Raw genomic sequence first — 16,503 nt, forward strand, 5'->3', positions numbered from 1 at the left:
AGGGGCGTGACCTGTACGAGGGCAGTGGCGTGCGCGCCACTGCCTTTCGTCGCTTGACGCAAACAACGACAATGGGTTGCATACGTTCTGTGATCGTGCACCCTGCTCCAACCTGTTGTTCACTCTCGTCCCCGAGGACACCGTCGAAGGCAGGGAGCGTCACGCCGTGGACCCGGTGATCATCGTCGGAGCGGGGCCGGTCGGCCTCACGCTGGCCCTGGCCCTGGCCCGCCAGGAGGTGCCGTCGGTCGTGCTCGACGAGGGCCCGGGCAAGGACGAACCGCGGCTCGCGCGCACGGTCGTGCTGCGGGAGGACACCGCCGCCCTCATGGAGCGGCTCACCGGGGCGCCCCTCGACAAGGCGGGTGTGCGCTGGTCGGGATGGCGGTCGATGCGCCGCCGGCAGGTGACGAACGAGGTCGTCTTCGGCGACGCCGAGGCCGCCCCGCTCCACATCGCCCAGCATGTGCTGACCGGCGCCCTGCGCACGGCCCTGGCGCGCGAGCGGCTGGTGAAGATCGCCCTGGACAGCCGTCTGGACTCGATCGAGCAGGAACCTTCCGGTGTCACCGCCCACACCCGGGGCCCGCAGGGCACGTGGTGGCGCGGCAGTCATCTGGTCGGCTGCGACGGCCCCCGCTCCACGGTCCGCAAACTCCTCGACATCCGCTTCCCGGGGCGTACGGCGGTGGAGCGACACGCCGTGGCCGCGCTGCGCGTGGAACTTCCCTGGGACGACGAGGCGTTGCTCCATCGGACACCGCCGTGGCGGTCGTCCGGACCCTCGGCCGGGGAGATCACCGGACGTCCGCTGCCGGACGGTGTGTGGCGCCTGGACTGGCTGCTCCCGCCCGGCAAGGACCTGGTCACCCCCGAGCTGCTGGTGGCCCGCGTCCGCGAGACCCTCGCGGGCTGGAGCGAGGGCCCGACGCCGGAGTACGAGCTGCTCGACACCGGCGTGCACACGGTGCACCACCGGCTGGCCCGTCGCTGGCGCGTGGGCCGGGTCCTGCTCGCCGGGGACGCGGCGCATCTGCTCGGCACGCTCGGCACCCAGGGGCTCGACGAGGGCCTGCGGGACGCCGACAACCTCGCCTGGAAGCTGGCCCTGACCTGGCACCACGGTCCGCACGAGGCGCTCCTCGACAGCTACCAGACCGAGCGCCGCGCGGTGGTCGCCGCCCGGCTGCGCGCGGCCGACCAGGTGCTGCCGCTGCTGCGCGGGGGCGGCGGCATAAGGTCGTACGTCCCCGGCGCGGCCCGGGGCACCGACGCGCTGCTCTCCGACGGCCACCTGGGACGCGGCCAGCTCGGCGCGCCGGGCACGTACGCCGGGTCGCCGCTGGCGCCCCAGCACCTGGAGGCCGAGGTGCCGGTGGACACGCCCCTGGGCTCGGCCGTCGAGGACGTGCGGGTGACCGCCGAGGACGGCTCCTTCGTGCAGCTGCGGGACCGGCTCGGGCGGGGCCGGCTGCTCGTCGTGCTGATCGCGCCGGGCACGGGGGTGTGGGAGCGCCGGCACTGGGTGAGCGCCGGGCTGATGCCCCGGCTGGCCGCCGCCGTGACGGCCCTGCCGTCGCCGGCCGAGCTGCTGGTCGCCGAGAGCTACCCGGGCGCCGCCGCCCACACCGTGCTGCTGGTGCGCCCCGACGGTCACCTGGTCACCGCGTTGAACGGGGTGCGTCCGGCCGACCTCTACGCGGCGGCGGAGGCGGCCGTGGGCGGGAAGGCGACGGAGGAGGCCACGGCGGGGTCCGCGGCGAAGTGACCGGCGCCTTACTACGTCCATTTTTTAGTACGACAATCGGACGACCGTACTCACTGTCACCGCGCTGTCCGCATCGTGACAGTGAGTTGACCGGTCACCACCGGCATGGTGTACTCCGGATCGTGACCGACACCGATGTGCGCCTGTGGCGGAGGGTCCATATGGACCTGGTCCGCTATGCGGGCTGCGTGTGTCGTCCGTCCTGCTGAACTCGCACCCTTTCCTTCCCTCCGGCTCGCCGCCGACGCGCCTGTGCGCTCCTGCGCTGCCGCACGCTCCCGCGAACGTTCCAGGACGGTACCCGTGTCTGTCACCCCCTCGCTTTCCACCGCCGTCGCCCCACCGACCCAGGCGGACCTCCTCGACTTCGTGCGGCGTACGGCCGCCGACGCCGAGCTGATCGCCTCCCTCCCCCTCGACCCCGAGGGCCGTACCTGGGTACGGCTGGAGGGGCCCGGCGGCAGCGAGGCCTGGCTGATCGGCTGGCCGCCCGGCACCGGCACCGGCTGGCACGACCACGCCGACTCGGTGGGCGCCTTCGTCACCGCGCGGGGCGAGCTCAAGGAGTACTCGCTCGCCGCGCGGCTGCCCACCGACGGCTGGAAGACCCTGGAGCTCACCGACGGCGTGGACCGGGAGCGCACCCTGCCGGCCGGCCGGGGCCGCTCGTTCGGCCGCCACCACGTCCACGAGGTCCTCAACGAGTCGGGCGAGGAACACGCCGTCTCCGTCCACGCCTACTACCCGCCGCTGCCGCGCATCCGCCGCTTCAGCCGCACAGGACAGATCCTGCGTCTGGAGCAGGTCGAGCGCCCGGAGGACTGGCAGTGAGCGACGACAGGCCCCTCGGCATAGACGAGTTGCTGGACCGGGTACGCGCGGGGTACGCGCGCGTGGACGCACAGGAGGCCTACGAGGCCGCCCGCGCGGATGAGGCGCTGCTGGTCGACATCCGGTACGCGGCCCTGCGCGAGCGGGACGGTCTGATCCCCGGCGCGCTGGTCGTCGAGCGCAACGAACTCGAGTGGCGCCTCGACCCCCAGGGCAGCCACCGCCTCCCCGAGGCCACGAGCCACGATCTCCAGATCGTCGTGCTGTGCAACGAGGGCTACGCCTCCAGCCTGGCGGTCGCCTCCCTGCGCCAGTTGGGGCTGCACCGGGCGACCGATCTGATCGGCGGCTTCCAGGCCTGGAAGGCGGCGGGGCTGCCGGTCACGCCGTAGTCCGGCGCACCGGTCGTTCCCCCTCTCTCTGGAGCGAGTCCGCGTCTCTCTGGAGCGGGTCCGCGACGGCCGGAGAAATCACCGGGAGTTCCGGAAGCTCACGAAGCGTGTTCGCGCGTTGTGTCTGTGTACAGCCCGTGCTGAGGAGGAGGGAGGCAGTGAGCGGGTTGTCGACGTGGCGGGCGAGGAGGTCGTGCGCGAAGGTGAGGTCCCCGAAGCCGAGACCCCTGGCGTAGACGGCGGCGACGGTGAGCGTGGCGGGCGTGCCGTCGCCGAGTGTGAGGTCCAGGGTGCTGCCGGGCGTCAAGTGAAGCTGGTCCGCGGCCAGTTCGCTGACGGCGACGGTGTCCTCGGTGAGCCGGTCGAGGGAGCCGACGGTGACGTCGGGGTCCCAGGTGCGGGTGAGCCCGGCCGGGGTGACGCCCTGGGCCGTGTACTGGTCGAGGCCGGCCGGGGGGCGCTTGTAGCGGTGAGGAGGGCGATGTACTCCTCGAGGTCCCGGAGTCAGGTTCTTCGACGGTCCCTTCGACGAAGTCGGGGCCGGGCGAGCGCCTTGAGCGCGGCGAGATCACCGATCTCGACCGGTGAAAGAGGCGTGGGGAGCATGCGTACACAGTCGTCTGTGCACAGGCGCCTGTGCACTGCGGTGGCCCGGTGTCCTCAGCGGGGGCACCCGCACTGAGGGGGCGGACGCTGACGTCAGCTCAGGTGCCGGGTGAAGAACCGCAGGGAGCCGTCCTGTGCAAAGTCCGGGACCTCGCCGTGGGTGCCGGGGGCCTGCTTGTGCTGTCCGCCGCCGTGTTTCAAGCCTTCGGGGTGCCTGCTGCGGGCACTTCCAGCCCGTATGGAGCTGGTCCCACGACCGCTTCACGGCACGGCGGGCATTTTCATGAACTCAAGCCCCGTCTCCCTGACTCCCCCCACCCCCGGCCTCTCTGAGCTCAGCCCCCGTCCTCCACGAAGAACTCCGTGTCCTCTCCTTCTTCGCCCTCCTCCGCCAGCGCCTGCCGGACCACGCGCAAGGCCATGCCCTCGGAGTAGCCCTTGCGGGCGAGCATGCCCGCGAGGCGGCGGATCCGTTTGTCGCGGTCGAGACCGCGGGTCGAGCGGAGCTTGCGGGCGACTAGGTCGCGCGCGGTCTCCTCCTCCCGCTCGGAGTCCAGCTGAGCGACGGCCTCGTCGATCAGCGTCGGGTCGACCCCCTTGGTCCGCAGTTCCTGCGCCAGCGCGCGCCGGGCCAGTCCACGGCCGTGGTGCCGGGACTCCACCCAGGCGTCCGCGAAGGCACTGTCGTTGATCAGCCCGACCTCCTCGAACCGCGAGAGCACCTCCTCGGCCACGTCGTCCGGGATCTCCCGCTTACGCAGCGCGTCAGCAAGCTGTTTGCGTGTGCGCGGGGTCCCGGTGAGCAGGCGCAGGCAGATCGCCCGTGCCCGCTCAGCCGGGTCCCCTGAAGGCGTGTCCCCCTCGGCCCTCGACGAGGGGGAAGCGCCTCCGTCCTCGGCGGACGGCTCCCCGAAGCCGCGGCGACGGCGACCTCGCCCGCCGCGCGAACCGCCCTCGCCACCGCGGCCAAGACCGGCGTGGTCCCCGCTCCCCGGCTCCCAGGGGATGCCGGGGTGGGCGTCGTGCTCGGCCCAGTCCGTTCGTCGTGTCACGGATCAGCTCTTGGCGGTCGTCGCCTTGGTCTTGGCGGTCTTGGCGGCGGATGCCGGCACCGTCTTGGCGTCGTCAGCGGGGGCGCCCGGGGTGGCCGCGGCGTCCGCGCCCGGCTCTGCGGCGGGCTCCTCCGGGCGCACGCCGACGCCCAGCTTCTCCTTGATCTTCTTCTCGATCTCGTTGGCGAGATCGGGGTTGTCCTTCAGGAAGTTGCGGGCGTTCTCCTTGCCCTGGCCGAGCTGGTCGCCCTCGTACGTGTACCAGGCGCCGGCCTTGCGGACGAAGCCGTGCTCCACGCCCATGTCGATGAGGCCGCCCTCGCGGCTGATGCCCTGGCCGTAGAGGATGTCGAACTCGGCCTGCTTGAAGGGCGGCGCGACCTTGTTCTTGACGACCTTGCAGCGGGTGCGGTTGCCGACCGCCTCCGTGCCGTCCTTCAGGGTCTCGATACGGCGGATGTCGATACGCACCGAGGCGTAGAACTTCAGCGCGCGGCCACCGGTCGTGGTCTCCGGGGAGCCGAACATCACGCCGATCTTCTCGCGGAGCTGGTTGATGAAGATCGCGGTGGTCTTGGACTGGTTGAGCGCGCTGGTGATCTTCCGCAGCGCCTGGCTCATCAGACGGGCCTGCAGACCGACGTGGCTGTCACCCATCTCGCCCTCGATCTCCGCGCGCGGGACGAGCGCGGCGACGGAGTCGATGACGATGAGGTCGAGGGCGCCGGAGCGGACCAGCATGTCCACGATCTCCAGGGCCTGCTCGCCGTTGTCGGGCTGGGAGAGGATCAGGTTGTCGATGTCGACGCCGAGCTTGCGCGCGTACTCGGGGTCGAGGGCGTGCTCCGCGTCCACGAAGGCGACCTGACCGCCGGCCTTCTGCGCGTTGGCCACGGCGTGCAGGGTCAGCGTGGTCTTACCGGAGGATTCCGGTCCGTAGATCTCCACGACACGGCCGCGCGGCAGACCGCCGACGCCGAGCGCCACGTCGAGTGCGGTCGACCCGGTGGGGATGACCTCGATGGGCTCCCTCGACCGCTCGCCCATGCGCATGACCGCGCCCTTGCCGAATTGCCGTTCAATCTGTGCGAGTGCGGCATCGAGGGCCTTCTCGCGGTCGGTTCCTGCCATGGGTTCCACCCGGTTTGCTTGAGTCGATCGCTTCACGTCAAAGACGCTAACGCCTGCCACTGACAATGCGCCCCGACGCCGGTCCGGCCTGTGGATAACTCAGGGACTTCCCCGTCCAAACCGGGACGTAACACCCGTCGTAAGCCTCGCCGGAGCCTCCATAAGAATGGATGTTCGATTTTCGTGTCAAGCGCGCCCTTCGGCACACGCCCCCTGCTTCGCCGGCCGTACTCCAGGTGTCTCCGAGCGGACGACGACGGCGTCCGGCGCGGCCGGGAGGCTCGGCGCATGGCCCAAGAGAACCCGCCCCGCCCGTACCGCCTCCACGAGGCGACCGCCCTCCTGCTGATCCTCTCCGGCCTCGTGCACCTCGGGGTGTTCGCCGTCGACGGCGGCCCGTGGACCGGCCCCGTCTCCTGGCGCAAGCCGGTGACCTTCGGGCTGTCCTTCGGGGTGACGCTCCTCGCGATCGTCAGGGTCACGGCGTGTCTGCGCATCGGTCCGCGACCGCGCACGGCCCTGCTCGGGATCTTCGCCGCCGACTGCGTGGTGGAGGTCGGCGGCATCACCCTCCAGACGTGGCGGGGAGTGCCCTCGCACCTGGACATGGAGACACCCTTCGACACGGTGGTGTCCATGACGCTCGCGGTCGGCGGCGCGGTCCTGGTCGTGCTGCTCACCGTGTTCGCCGCGCTGTCCTTCCGGCACCGGCCGACCGGCCCGGCCGGAATGGCGTCGGCCGTCCGCTCGGGGTTCGCGATCCTCCTCGTCGCGCTCGCCTCGGGGGCGGCGATGATCGCGCGCGGTGTCGTCCTCACCCGGACCGGCCACCAGGAGGCGGCCTATCGCTCCACGGCCTCCCTCAAGCCCTTGCACGGGGTGAGTCTGCACGCCGTCCTGGTGCTGCCCGCGCTGGCCTGGCTGCTGTCCCGTACGTCCTGGAGCGCGACGGCACGCCGGCGGATCGTGGCCGCGGCGGTCGCCTGTTACGCGGCGGCGGTCGCCGTGACCGCGGTGTGGGCGGTCCTCACGTACTGACGGCCCGCGTCGCCCGTCAGTCCGTCCCGTCCTCCGACCGGTTCTCCCGGTGCCGCCGTGCTCTCGCCCACAGGCTCCGCGCGCGGGTCAGCAGCCGCGGGCCCGCGCCCCGGCCCCGGTGACCGTGGACACGGGGGTCGTCGGTGACGTCGTAGCGCTTCACGTACGCGCCCAGGAACGCCTGCAGGGTGGCGACGGCCGGGATGGCGATCAGAGCGCCTATGGCGCCGAGGAGGGCGGTGCCGGCGATGACGGAGCCGAAGGCGACCGCGGGATGGATGTCGACGGTCTTCGAGGTCAGCTTCGGCTGGAGCATGTAGTTCTCGAACTGCTGGTAGACCACGACGAAGATCAGCACCCACAGCGCGTACAACGGCGAGACCGTGAAGGCGATCAGCATGGGCAGGGCGCCCGCGAGATAGGTGCCGATGGTCGGGATGAACTGGGAGACCACACCCACCCACACGGCCAGCACGGGCGCGTACGGGATGCCGAGCGCCTCCAGCAGCACATAGTGCGCGGCCCCCGAGATCAGTGCCATCAGCCCGCGGGAGTACAGATACCCGCCGGTCTTGTCGACGGCGATCTCCCACGCGCGCAGCACCTCGACCTGCTTGGCGGGCGGCAGGACGGAGCACAGGGCGCGGCGCAGGCGCGGTCCGTCGGCGGCGAAGTAGAACGAGAACAGGGCGATCGTCAGGAGCTGGAAGAGGCCGCCCAGGACCTGCGTGGAGACGTCCAGGACGCCGGCGGCGCTGTTCTGCGCGTACTTCTTCAGCCAGTCCGAATGGAGCAGGCCCTCCTGGATGTCCACGCGCCGCAGATCGGTGTGGAACGTCGTGTTGACCCAGTTGATCACGGAGTCGAGGTAGTCCGGGAAGCCCTCGATCATCTTGATGATCTGCCCCGCGAGCATCGAGCCGAGCAGCGTGAAGAAACCGGCGACCACGATCAGCAGGCCGAAGAAGACCAGGAAGGTGGCGAAGCCCCTGCGGATCCCACGGGCCGCCATCCGGCTGACCGCGGGCTCCACCGCCAGGGCCAGGAAGAACGCGATGAGGATGTTGAGCAACAGCCCTATGACCTGGTGGAAGGCCCAGGTGCCCAGTTGGAACACACCGATGAGCGCGAGCGCGAGGACCATCGCACGCGGGAGCCAGCGCGGCATGCGCTCGCCCGCGGGGACGGCGCCGTCGGCCGGGGGCCGGTTCGGCGGCGTCGTGCCGGACGGGGGTGCGTGCCGGGCGGCCTGCCCGGTCTCGTCAGTGGGTGCCACGCCACAAGTCTCGCCTACGCCACCGACATTCCGGGACCCCCGGGTGATCTCCCCGGCGGATCAGCGCAGCTCCTGCGGAACGTTCATCACCGCGCAGACCACCCGCCACACGTCCTTGGCCTCCCAGCCGTCGGCCAGCGCCTCGTGCACGGTGCGCCCGCCGAGTTCCGTCATCACGTGATCACGCGCGAACGTCTCGGCGTACCCCCTACCGAAGTGCTCGTCCATCCGCTGCCAGAAGACCGTCAACCGCATGCACCCAGTATCCCGCCCCCGGGGGTGGCCCCCGCCGGGGCCGCCTGTCGAGACCGCTTTCCGCCCTACGGTCTGACCATGGCCGAAACCGGAGCATCCCCACTCCCCCCGACGCCCACGGCGCGCTCCCCGCTCTTCCGCGCCGAGCACTTCGTCTGGCTCACCGCGCGCGTGCTGGAACAGCGCCTCTTCGCGTACGACTTCCTGCACGGCGACGCCGACCCCGTCGAGGCGGCGCTCGACGCCTACCGCAACGAGGACGGCGGGTACGGCCATGCGCTGGAACCCGACCTGCGCGGCCCCGTGAGCCAGCCCCTGCACACCGCGTACGCCCTGCGCGTCCTGGACACCATCGGCCGCCTCGGCGGACAACGCGTCGAGCGGGTGGGCCGCTATCTCACCGCGGTCTCCACCGCCGACGGCGCCCTGCCCGCGGTCGATCCCGGCCAGCGCGGCTACCCCGCTGCCCCCTTCGTCCCGATCGTGGACGCCCCGCCCGGTGACCTGCTGGCCACGGGCCCGGTGGTGGGCCTGCTGCACCGCAACGAGGTGTGGCACGCCTGGCTGTTCCGGGCCACGGACTTCTGCTGGCAGGCGGTGGACTCCCTGGAGCGGTCCCACCCGTACGAGATCCGGGCCGCGGTCGCCTTCCTGGACTCCGCTCCCGACCGCACGCGCGCGGAGGCGGCGGCCGACCGCCTGGGCCGCCTGGTGCGCGCCCAGCGCCTCGCGGCGCTGGACCCTGACCACCTGGACGCGTACCCGGTCGCGCCCGGCTACGCCCCCGGTGAGCACCACTTCCCGCACGACTTCGCGCGCACTCCGCGCTCGCTCGCGCGCGCGTGGTTCACCGACGGCGAGATGGCACGCTCCCTGGATTTCCTCGCGAGCGAGCAGCGGGAGGACGGCGGCTGGCCGATCCGCTGGCGCCATTGGGCACCGGCCCCGGCCCTGGAGGCGCGTCCCGTGGTGACGATCGAGGCCCTGCGCACCTTGAGGGCCCATGGCCGGTCGATCGGCTGAGCGATTCGGCCCCCTCGGCGTCAGAGTCTGCCGGACAGGCCCCGGCGGCCCCGTCATCCGCCCAGGGCCCGCACCCCCGCCGTGACCACCACGGCCGCCGCGACGACGAGCAGGAAGGGCGCCCTCAGCACCAGCGCCACGGCGGCCGCAGCGAGCCCTGCGGCCCGTGCGTCGAGGACGAGCGCGTGCCCGTGGGCGAAGGTCTGCTGGGCCGTGAGAGCGGCCAGCAGAGCCACGGGCAGCAGAGCGGCGAGCCGTCGCACGAGAGGCCGCTCCAGCACCCCCGCGGGCACGAGCAGCCCGGCGAGCTTGACGACGTAGCAGCCCACAGCGGTGGCGATGATCGCGATCCACACACCCATCACGCACGCCCCCCGGCTCGGCGCCGCCCCTGGACGTAGAGCACGGCGGGCGCGGCGAGCGCGGCCGCCAGCACCGGCACACCGGCCGGCACCACCGGCAGCAGCCCCAGCCCCAGCAGCACGGCGAGACCGGCCACGGCCCGCTCGGTGGCGGTCCGCAGCATGGGCGCGAGCAGCGCCAGGAAGACGGCGGGCCCGGCCGCGTCCAGCCCCCACACGTCGGTGTCCCCGATCGCCTCGGCTCCCAGGGCACCCAGCAAGGTCGTGAGGTTCCACAGCACGTACAGGCTCACCCCGGTGACGGCGAACCCGATGCGCGCCCCGCGCCGCCCGGGCTGGGCCAGCGAGACGGCCGTCGTCTCGTCGATCACCCACTGCGCGGCGAACGGGCGCACCGCGCGCGGGAGGGCGAGCACCTGGGACAGCCGCAGTCCGTAGAACGCGTTGCGCACGCCCAGGAAGAACGCGCCCGCGGCCGCCGTGAGCGGATTGCCGCCGGCCGCCAGCGCCCCGACGAGCGCGAACTGGGACGCGCCGGTGAACACCAGGAGGCTCAGCGCGCAGGTCTGCCACACGGTGAGTCCGCTGCCCGCCGAGGTCACCCCGAAGGCGAAGCCGGACAGTCCTACGGCGACACCTACGCCCAGTCCGTCCCGGACGACGGCGGAGTCCGGCTTTCCGGCCACGTCGGCGCCCATGTCTGAGATCGCTGTCTGTTCTCCCACACCTCGGACGGATAGGAGCAGCCCCGCCCGCGCGTCTTGTACGTTCTTGCGCTCCCGCTGGTACGCCCCCGGCGGCACGCCCACGATCCGGGCGAAGTGCCGGTTGAGGTGGGGCTGGTCGGTGAACCCCACGGCCACCGCCGCCTCGGCAGGTGTCGTCCCGCCATCCAGGAGCCGGCGCGCGCGCCGCACCCGGGCGTCGGTGAGCCAGGCGTGCGGCGGCATCCCGAAGGCGTCCCTGAAGGCACGCAGCAGCGCGAAGGAACTGGTCCCGAGCTCCCGCGCCAGCCGGTCCAGCGTCGGCGGATCGGCCATCCGTTCCTCCAGCACCCCCCGCGCGCGTGCGGCGATCCGCGCCCCTGCCGTCCGCACCTCCCGCTGTGGCAGCACCCCGCCGTTGAGCCGCAGCAGCCGGGTCACGGCCACCCGCAGCAAGGTGTCGGCGGCCAGTGCGTTGCCCTCCTCCGTGGCCCGGAGCACCTGGTGCACCAGCGCGGCGGAGTAGGCGTCCTCGAGCACGGGACTCACGAAACCGGGCGCGCCCCGCAGACGCGTCGTCTCCGCGGCGATCTCCGCCACCAGCCCGGGCAGCGGGTACACGGCGCCGTACCGCCATCCCTCCGGAACCCCGGCCCGTCCGGTGTGCGGGGTGTCGGGATTGACCAGCGCCAGCGCACCGGCGCCCACGTACACATCGGACCCGCGGTGCCGGAAGACCTCCGCTCCCTCGGCCACGGCAGCGATCACGAAGTGCTCGTGGGTGTGCCGCAGGAACGTCTTGCGGACGTACGAGGCACGCAGCAGATCAACACCGGGCAGCTCCGCGTACCGCCAGTGCCGAGCCGACTCACGAGAACCCGCCATGCCCCCATTCTCCGCCCCCGCCCCCTCACCGCCGCTCGCGGGCGGCCGCCGCCGGCCCGCCGAGGCCGCTGCCGCCTCGCATCGCCGCAGGTCAGGGCGATTGTCAGTGGCCGGGTGCAGGATGGACGCATGGTCAGCTCAGCACACCGAGCCCTCGACGGCTTCTCGCCCGCGACCCGCGGCTGGTTCACGGGGGCGTTCTCCGCGCCCACCGCGGCCCAGGCGGGCGCGTGGCAGGCCATCGCCGCGGGCTCGGACGTCCTGGTGGTGGCGCCGACCGGCTCCGGCAAGACCCTCGCCGCCTTCCTCGCGGCCCTCGACCAGCTCACCTCGACTCCCCCGCCGGCCGACCCCAGGAAGCGCTGCCGGGTCCTCTACGTCTCCCCCCTCAAGGCCCTCGCGGTGGACGTGGAGCGCAACCTCCGCAGCCCCCTGACCGGCATCCGCCAGGAGTCCGTCCGTCTGGGCCTGCCCGAACCCGAGGTCAAGGTGGGCATCCGCTCCGGCGACACCCCGCCCGCCGAGCGCCGCGCGCTGACCACCCGCCCACCGGACATCCTGATCACCACCCCCGAGTCCCTGTTCCTGATGCTGACATCGGCCACCCGCGACGCGCTGACGGGCATCGAGACGGTCATCCTCGACGAGGTCCACGCGGTGGCCGGCACCAAGCGCGGCGCGCATCTGGCCCTGTCCCTGGAGCGCCTGGACGAGCTCCTGCCCAAGCCGGCCCGCCGTATCGGCCTCTCCGCCACCGTCCGCCCGGTGGACGAGGTCGCCCGCTACCTGTCCCCGCACCGCAAGGTGGAGATCGTCCAGCCGAAGTCGGGCAAGGAGTTCGACCTCTCGGTGGTGGTCCCGGTGGAGGACCTGGGCGAGCTGGGCGGCTCCCCGGTGGCCGACGGCTCCGAGGGAGCCGAGCGCCCCTCGATCTGGCCGCACGTGGAGGAGCGGATCACGGACCTGATCCAGGCCCACCACTCCACGATCGTCTTCGCCAACTCCCGCCGCCTGGCCGAACGCCTGTGCAACCGCCTGAACGAGATCGCCTACGAACGGGCGACCGGCCACCCCCTGGACGAGCACCACGCCCCCGCCGAGCTGATGGGCGGCTCGGGAGCGGCCCAGGGCGCCCCGCCCGTCATCGCGCGCGCCCACCACGGCTCGGTGTCCAAGGAGCAGCGCGCCCTGGTGGAGGAGGACCTCAAGGCGGGCCGCCTTCCGGCGGTGGTCGCCACCTCCAGCCTGGAGCTCGGCATCGACATGGGCGCGGTGGACCTGGTGGTGCAGGTCGAGTCGCCGCCGTCGGTGGCCTCGGGCCTGCAGCGCGTGGGCCGCGCGGGACACCAGGTGGGAGCCGTCTCCACCGGCGTGGTGTTCCCCAAGTACCGCGGTGACCTGGTCCAGGCGGCCGTGGTCACCGAGCGCATGCGCACCGGCTCGATCGAGTCCCTGAAGGTCCCCGCCAACCCGCTGGACGTCCTGGCGCAGCAGCTCGTCGCGATGACCGCGCTGGACACCTGGCAGGTGGACGACCTGCTGGCGACGGTCCGCCGGGCCGCGCCCTTCGCGTCCCTCCCGGAGTCCGCCTTCACGGCCACCCTGGACATGCTCGCGGGCCGCTACCCCTCCGACGCGTTCGCCGAGCTGCGCCCGCGCGTGGTGTGGGACCGCGTCGCCGGCACGGTCACCGGCCGCCCGGGCGCCCAGCGCCTCGCCGTCACCTCCGGCGGCACGATCCCGGACCGCGGTCTGTTCGGCGTCTTCCTCGCGGGTTCCGACCCCAAGAAGGGCGGCGGCCGGGTCGGCGAGCTCGACGAGGAGATGGTCTACGAATCCCGTGTGGGCGACGTCTTCACGCTCGGCACCAGCTCCTGGCGGATCGAGGACATCACCCGGGACCGGGTACTGGTCTCCCCGGCCCCCGGTGTCCCGGGCCGCCTGCCGTTCTGGAAGGGCGACCAACTGGGCCGCCCGCTGGAGCTCGGCCGCGCGGTGGGCGCGTTCCTGCGCGAGGTCGGCTCCCTGCCCAAGGACGACGCCCGGCTGCGCCTGCTCACGGCGGGCCTGGACGCGTGGGCGGCCGACAACGTCCTCGCCTACCTGGACGAACAGCGCGAGGCCTGCGGCCATGTCCCCGACGACCGCACGATCGTCGTCGAACGCTTCCGCGACGAGCTCGGCGACTGGCGGGTCGTCGTCCACTCCCCGTTCGGCGCCCAGGTCCACGCCCCGTGGGCGCTGGCGCTCGGCGCCAAGCTCTCCGAGCGGTACGGCATGGACGCCCAGGTCATGCACGCCGACGACGGGATCGTGCTGCGCCTGCCGGACGCCGATCTCATGAGCCTGGACCTGCTCGACCAGGAGCCGAGGAAGGCCGGGACGGAGTACGACGCGGAGCAGGCCCCGGTGGGTGCGGCGGACGTCGTCTTCGACAAGGGCGAGGTCGACCAGATCGTCACCGACCAGGTCGGCGGCTCCGCCCTGTTCGCGTCCAGGTTCCGCGAGTGCGCCGCCCGCGCGCTGCTGCTGCCCCGCCGCAATCCGGGCAAGCGGACCCCGCTGTGGCAGCAGCGCCAGCGCGCCGCCCAACTGCTGCAGGTGGCGAGTGAGTTCGGCTCGTTCCCGATCGTCCTGGAGGCGGTCCGCGAGTGTCTCCAGGACGTCTTCGACGTCCCCGGACTGGCCGAGCTGATGGGCGACCTGGAGTCCCGCAAGGTCCGCCTGGTCGAGGTGACCACCCCCGAACCCTCTCCGTTCGCCCGCTCACTGCTGTTCGGGTACGTCGCCCAGTTCCTGTACGAGGGCGACTCGCCCCTCGCCGAGCGCCGCGCCGCCGCCCTCTCCCTGGACTCACGGCTCCTGGCCGAGCTGCTCGGTCAGGCGGAGCTGCGCGAACTGCTCGACGCCGAGGTCCTCACGGAGCTCGAACAGGAACTCCAGTGGCTCACCGAGGACCGCCGCGCCAAGGACCCCGAAGGCGTCGCCGACCTCCTCCGGCTCCTCGGCCCGCTCACCGACGCCGAGCTGGCCCGGCGCGGCGCCGAACCGCACTGGGCCCAGGAACTGGCCACGGCGCGCCGCGCCCTCCGCGTCCGTATCGCCGGCGCCGACCACTGGGCGGCCGTCGAGGACGCGGGCCGGCTGCGCGACGCGCTCGGCACGGCCCTCCCGGTCGGTGTCCCGGAGGCGTTCACCGAACCGGTGAAGGACCCCCTGGGCGACCTCCTCGCCCGCCATGCCCGGACCCACGGCCCGTTCACCTCGGCCGCCGCGGCCGCCCGCTTCGGCCTGGGCGTCGCGGTCACCGAGGGCGCCCTGCAACGGCTCGCGGCGAGCGGACGCGTGGTCCAGGGGGAGTTCCACCCGGCCGGCATCGGCCAGGAGTGGTGTGACGCGACCGTCCTGCGCCGGCTCCGCCGCCGCTCCCTGGCCGCCCTGCGGCACGAACTCGAACCGGTCCCGCCACCCGCCCTCGCGCAGTTCCTGCCCCAGTGGCAGCACATCGGCCAGGGCCACTCCCTGCGCGGGGTCGACGGCCTGGTGCGGGCCGTCGAGCAGCTCCAGGGCGCCTCCGTACCGGCCTCGGCCCTGGAGAAGCTCGTCCTGCCCTCCCGGGTGAGGGACTACACCCCCGGCATGCTCGACGAACTCACGGCCGCCGGAGAGGTCGTCTGGGCGGGCGCGGGCGCGCTCCCCGGCAAGGACGGCTGGGTCTCCCTCTACCTGGCGGACGCGGCCCCGCTGCTCCTGGCCCCGCCCCACCCACTGGAGCCGACGGCACTGCACCAGTCCGTCCTGGACGCCCTGTCCGGGGGCTACGGCCTGTTCTTCCGCCAGATCGCCGACCAGGTCCGCGCCACCACCCACCCCGACGCGACGGACCCCCAACTCGCCGACGTCGTCTGGGACCTGGCCTGGTCCGGCCGGCTCACCAACGACACGCTGGCGCCGATGCGCTCCCTGCTGGGCTCGGGCCGTACGGCCGGCTCCACCGCCCACCGCGCCAAGCGGGCGATCCCGCGGGGCCGCTACGGCTCCCTGACGGCCGCCGCCCGCCCCGCCTCCCGCGGCGGCCCGCCGACCGTCGCCGGCCGCTGGTCCCTCCTGCCGGCCCAGGAGCCCGACGCCACCGTCCGGGCCCACGCCCTCGCCCGCACCCTCCTCGACCGGCACGGTGTGGTGACCAGGGGCGCGGTGGCCGCCGAGGGCGTCGAGGGCGGCTTCTCGGCGACGTACCGCATCCTGTCCGCGTTCGAGGAGAGCGGCCAGGCCCGGCGGGGGTACGTGGTGGAAGGCCTCGGCGCGGCGCAGTTCGCGATGGACGGCGCGGTGGACCGACTGCGCGCGGTGGCCAACGCCCGGGACCGGGGCGAGCCCCTGCCCGCCCCGGCCGAGACCCGGCCGGGCACGCCGGGCGCCTTCGCCGACCCCTTCCCCGGTCCCTTCCCCGATGCGTCCACCGACGGCTTCACCGACGCCTTCCCGCCGGACGACGCCCCGTGGGACGCCTCGGACCCCGGTGAGTACGCGTCCCCGCACGACTTCGGCTCCCCGGGCGCAGGCGGCCCCCGAGGCGGCGGCACCGCCGCCCCCTACGGCACTGGATCCCCGTACGGCTCGACGTCCCCGTACGGCTCGTCCCCCTACAAATCGGGGGATCCCTACGCCCCCGGCCGGGCCCGCGGATCCGGCCCGGGCGGCGGCCCCGCCCACCGCCACAGCCGTACGACGCCCCGCTCACGTGACGCCTCCCGCGCGGTCGTCCTCGCCGCCGCCGACCCGGCGAACGCGTATGGTGCCGCGCTGGCGTGGCCGGAGCCCCCGACGGGCGCCGGGCACAAGCCGGGGCGCAAGGCGGGTTCCCTGGTCGTGCTCGTCGAGGGCGAGCTGACGCTCTACATGGAGCGCGGCGGGAAGACCCTGCTGGCCTGGCCGTCCGCCCCGGACGCCGCGGGCGCCCCCACCGACGACCCCCGCCTGCGGGCGGCGGCGGAGGCCCTCGCCCTGGCCGCCCGTGCAGGCTCGCTCGGCACGGTCACGGTGGAGCGGATCAACGGCGCCGCGGCACTGACCTCCCCCATAGGCGTGCTGCTGGAGGGGGCGGGCTTCGTCGCGACCCCCAGGGGTCTGCGGCTGCGCGCATGACGACCCAGGATCACGACCGGGCCGCCCCATGC

At 73.2% G+C, this 16,503-nt stretch carries 13 protein-coding genes and 2 pseudogenes; 7 read left to right on the forward strand and 8 right to left on the reverse strand.

Features of this window, described 5'->3' with window-relative positions:
* Positions 1-166: 166 nt before the first annotated feature.
* The 4 genes from OG852_RS14305 to OG852_RS14320 all read left to right on the forward strand — a co-directional run bounded on the left by OG852_RS14305 (position 167) and on the right by OG852_RS14320 (position 2,991).
* Positions 167-1,768: an FAD-dependent monooxygenase gene (locus tag OG852_RS14305; RefSeq protein ID WP_133914184.1), complete on the forward strand. Its 1,602-nt coding sequence runs from the start codon at positions 167-169 to the stop codon at positions 1,766-1,768.
* A gap of 137 nt (positions 1,769-1,905) precedes the next feature.
* Positions 1,906-1,977 (forward strand): putative leader peptide, encoded by a 72-nt coding sequence (locus tag OG852_RS14310; RefSeq protein ID WP_309544753.1) that lies wholly within the window; start codon positions 1,906-1,908, stop codon positions 1,975-1,977.
* 94 nt (positions 1,978-2,071) lie between these two features.
* On the forward strand, positions 2,072-2,599 hold the full coding sequence (locus tag OG852_RS14315) for a cysteine dioxygenase (protein WP_133913989.1): 528 nt from the start codon (positions 2,072-2,074) through the stop codon (positions 2,597-2,599).
* On the forward strand, positions 2,590-2,991 hold the full coding sequence (locus OG852_RS14320; protein WP_443064647.1) for a rhodanese-like domain-containing protein: 402 nt from the start codon (positions 2,590-2,592) through the stop codon (positions 2,989-2,991). The genes OG852_RS14315 and OG852_RS14320 overlap by 10 nt, the downstream gene beginning before the upstream one ends.
* Before the next feature lie 22 nt (positions 2,992-3,013).
* Here the strand turns inward: OG852_RS14320 and OG852_RS14325 are convergent.
* From OG852_RS14325 to recA, 3 genes and pseudogenes are all read right to left on the reverse strand, one after another.
* Positions 3,014-3,439: pseudogene (locus OG852_RS14325) on the reverse strand (ABC transporter permease); the annotation flags it as partial.
* Between the two features lie 493 nt (positions 3,440-3,932).
* Complete coding sequence (gene recX, locus OG852_RS14330) at positions 3,933-4,649, reverse strand: recombination regulator RecX (RefSeq protein WP_330348120.1); 717 nt, start codon at positions 4,647-4,649, stop codon at positions 3,933-3,935.
* 3 nt (positions 4,650-4,652) lie between these two features.
* Positions 4,653-5,780 (reverse strand): recombinase RecA, encoded by a 1,128-nt coding sequence (recA, locus tag OG852_RS14335; RefSeq protein ID WP_133913986.1) that lies wholly within the window; start codon positions 5,778-5,780, stop codon positions 4,653-4,655.
* Between the two features lie 288 nt (positions 5,781-6,068).
* Here recA and OG852_RS14340 point away from each other — a divergent pair, with 288 nt between their 5' ends.
* Complete coding sequence (locus OG852_RS14340) at positions 6,069-6,818, forward strand: hypothetical protein (RefSeq protein ID WP_330348121.1); 750 nt, start codon at positions 6,069-6,071, stop codon at positions 6,816-6,818.
* Positions 6,819-6,834: 16 nt separating this feature from the next.
* Here the strand turns inward: OG852_RS14340 and OG852_RS14345 are convergent, their stop codons facing one another.
* A complete protein-coding gene (locus tag OG852_RS14345; RefSeq protein WP_330348122.1) occupies positions 6,835-8,094 on the reverse strand; it encodes an AI-2E family transporter in 1,260 nt (419 codons plus the stop codon).
* 60 nt (positions 8,095-8,154) lie between these two features.
* A complete protein-coding gene (locus OG852_RS14350) occupies positions 8,155-8,349 on the reverse strand; it encodes a DUF3046 domain-containing protein (RefSeq protein WP_133913983.1) in 195 nt (64 codons plus the stop codon).
* 78 nt (positions 8,350-8,427) lie between these two features.
* On the opposite strand from OG852_RS14350, the gene OG852_RS14355 reads away from it, so the two are divergent.
* Positions 8,428-9,372 (forward strand): hypothetical protein, encoded by a 945-nt coding sequence (locus OG852_RS14355; RefSeq protein WP_133913982.1) that lies wholly within the window; start codon positions 8,428-8,430, stop codon positions 9,370-9,372.
* Positions 9,373-9,425: 53 nt separating this feature from the next.
* On the opposite strand, the gene OG852_RS14360 is transcribed toward OG852_RS14355, so the two are convergent.
* From OG852_RS14360 to OG852_RS14370, 3 genes and pseudogenes are all read right to left on the reverse strand, one after another.
* Complete coding sequence (locus OG852_RS14360; RefSeq protein ID WP_133913981.1) at positions 9,426-9,734, reverse strand: AzlD domain-containing protein; 309 nt, start codon at positions 9,732-9,734, stop codon at positions 9,426-9,428.
* Positions 9,734-10,459: an AzlC family ABC transporter permease gene (locus OG852_RS14365; protein ID WP_443064527.1), complete on the reverse strand. Its 726-nt coding sequence runs from the start codon at positions 10,457-10,459 to the stop codon at positions 9,734-9,736. The genes OG852_RS14360 and OG852_RS14365 overlap by 1 nt, the downstream gene beginning before the upstream one ends.
* A pseudogene (locus OG852_RS14370) lies at positions 10,372-11,323 on the reverse strand (AraC family transcriptional regulator). Before OG852_RS14370 ends, OG852_RS14365 begins: the two are co-directional and overlap by 88 nt.
* Positions 11,324-11,452: 129 nt before the next feature.
* On the opposite strand from OG852_RS14370, the gene OG852_RS14375 reads away from it, so the two are divergent.
* Positions 11,453-16,471: an ATP-dependent helicase gene (locus tag OG852_RS14375; RefSeq protein WP_330348123.1), complete on the forward strand. Its 5,019-nt coding sequence runs from the start codon at positions 11,453-11,455 to the stop codon at positions 16,469-16,471.
* The last annotated feature ends 32 nt before the right edge of the window (positions 16,472-16,503 follow it).

Origin of the sequence: Streptomyces sp. NBC_00582 (genome assembly GCF_036345155.1) — a bacterium.
Taxonomy (GTDB): Bacteria; Actinomycetota; Actinomycetes; order Streptomycetales; family Streptomycetaceae; genus Streptomyces.

Excerpts from the sequence above, each read along its gene's own strand:
- recA (WP_133913986.1), bottom strand. The coding sequence starts at position 5,780 with ATGGCAGGAACCGACCGCGAGAAGGCCCTCGATGCCGCACTCGCACAG.
- OG852_RS14340 (WP_330348121.1), top strand. The coding sequence starts at position 6,069 with ATGGCCCAAGAGAACCCGCCCCGCCCGTACCGCCTCCACGAGGCGACC.
- OG852_RS14350 (WP_133913983.1), bottom strand. The coding sequence starts at position 8,349 with ATGCGGTTGACGGTCTTCTGGCAGCGGATGGACGAGCACTTCGGTAGG.
- OG852_RS14355 (WP_133913982.1), top strand. The coding sequence starts at position 8,428 with ATGGCCGAAACCGGAGCATCCCCACTCCCCCCGACGCCCACGGCGCGC.
- OG852_RS14360 (WP_133913981.1), bottom strand. The coding sequence starts at position 9,734 with ATGGGTGTGTGGATCGCGATCATCGCCACCGCTGTGGGCTGCTACGTC.
- OG852_RS14375 (WP_330348123.1), top strand. The coding sequence starts at position 11,453 with ATGGTCAGCTCAGCACACCGAGCCCTCGACGGCTTCTCGCCCGCGACC.